Annotated in this window: 1 pseudogene; it reads left to right on the forward strand. The window is 58.3% G+C overall.

Annotated elements, in window-relative coordinates:
* Positions 1 to 574: pseudogene (locus tag ACP15K_RS20300) on the forward strand (IS3 family transposase); the annotation flags it as partial.
* Between the last annotated feature and the right edge of the window lie 165 nt (positions 575 to 739).

Here is a 739-nt window from a genome sequence, read left to right on the forward strand (position 1 = left end):
GAGGAGCAAGAAGTTCAAGGCGACAACCGACAGCAATCACAGCTTCAACATCGCGCCAAACCTGCTGGATCGCGACTTCTCGGCAGATCGCCCGAACCGGAAATGGGCGGGTGACATCAGCTATGTCTGGACGCAGGACGGGTGACTCTATCTCGCTGTGATCCTCGACCTGCATTCCCGACGCGTCGTCGGCTGGGCTGTCAGCAACCGGATGCAGCGTGATCTGGCAATCCGAGCATTGAAGATGGCCATTGCTTTGCGGCAACCGCCCAGAGGCTGTATCCATCACACGGATCGCGGCAGCCAGTATTGCTCTCACGACTACCAGAAGATCCTGCGCCAGCATGGCTTTGAGGTCTCGATGAGCGGGAAAGGCAACTGCTACGACAACGCGGCGGTCGAGACCTTCTTCAAGACGATCAAGGCCGAGCTGATCTGGCGCCGGTCATGGCCGACACGGCGGGCTGCCGAACTGGCGATTTTCGAATACATCAACGGCTTCTACAATCCGCGCCGCAAGCATTCAGCTCTCGGCTGGAAAAGTCCCTTGGCCTTCAAGGCTCAGGCTGCATAAGTGAGAAATCGGAGCGGCATCAAAGCGTGACAGGTCCATTCTGACTCGATGTGGCCGGTCGCAGTGCTGGCATCCTGCCATCGTTTGCTTGTCGCAATGAGGCTCCCGAAGAAGCCGACCACGGCACACGTGCCAACCCTGGTCAGCGATTCCCACAGTTCCAAA

Source organism: Fluviibacterium sp. S390 (assembly GCF_049800695.1).
Lineage (GTDB): Bacteria > Pseudomonadota > Alphaproteobacteria > Rhodobacterales > Rhodobacteraceae > Meridianimarinicoccus.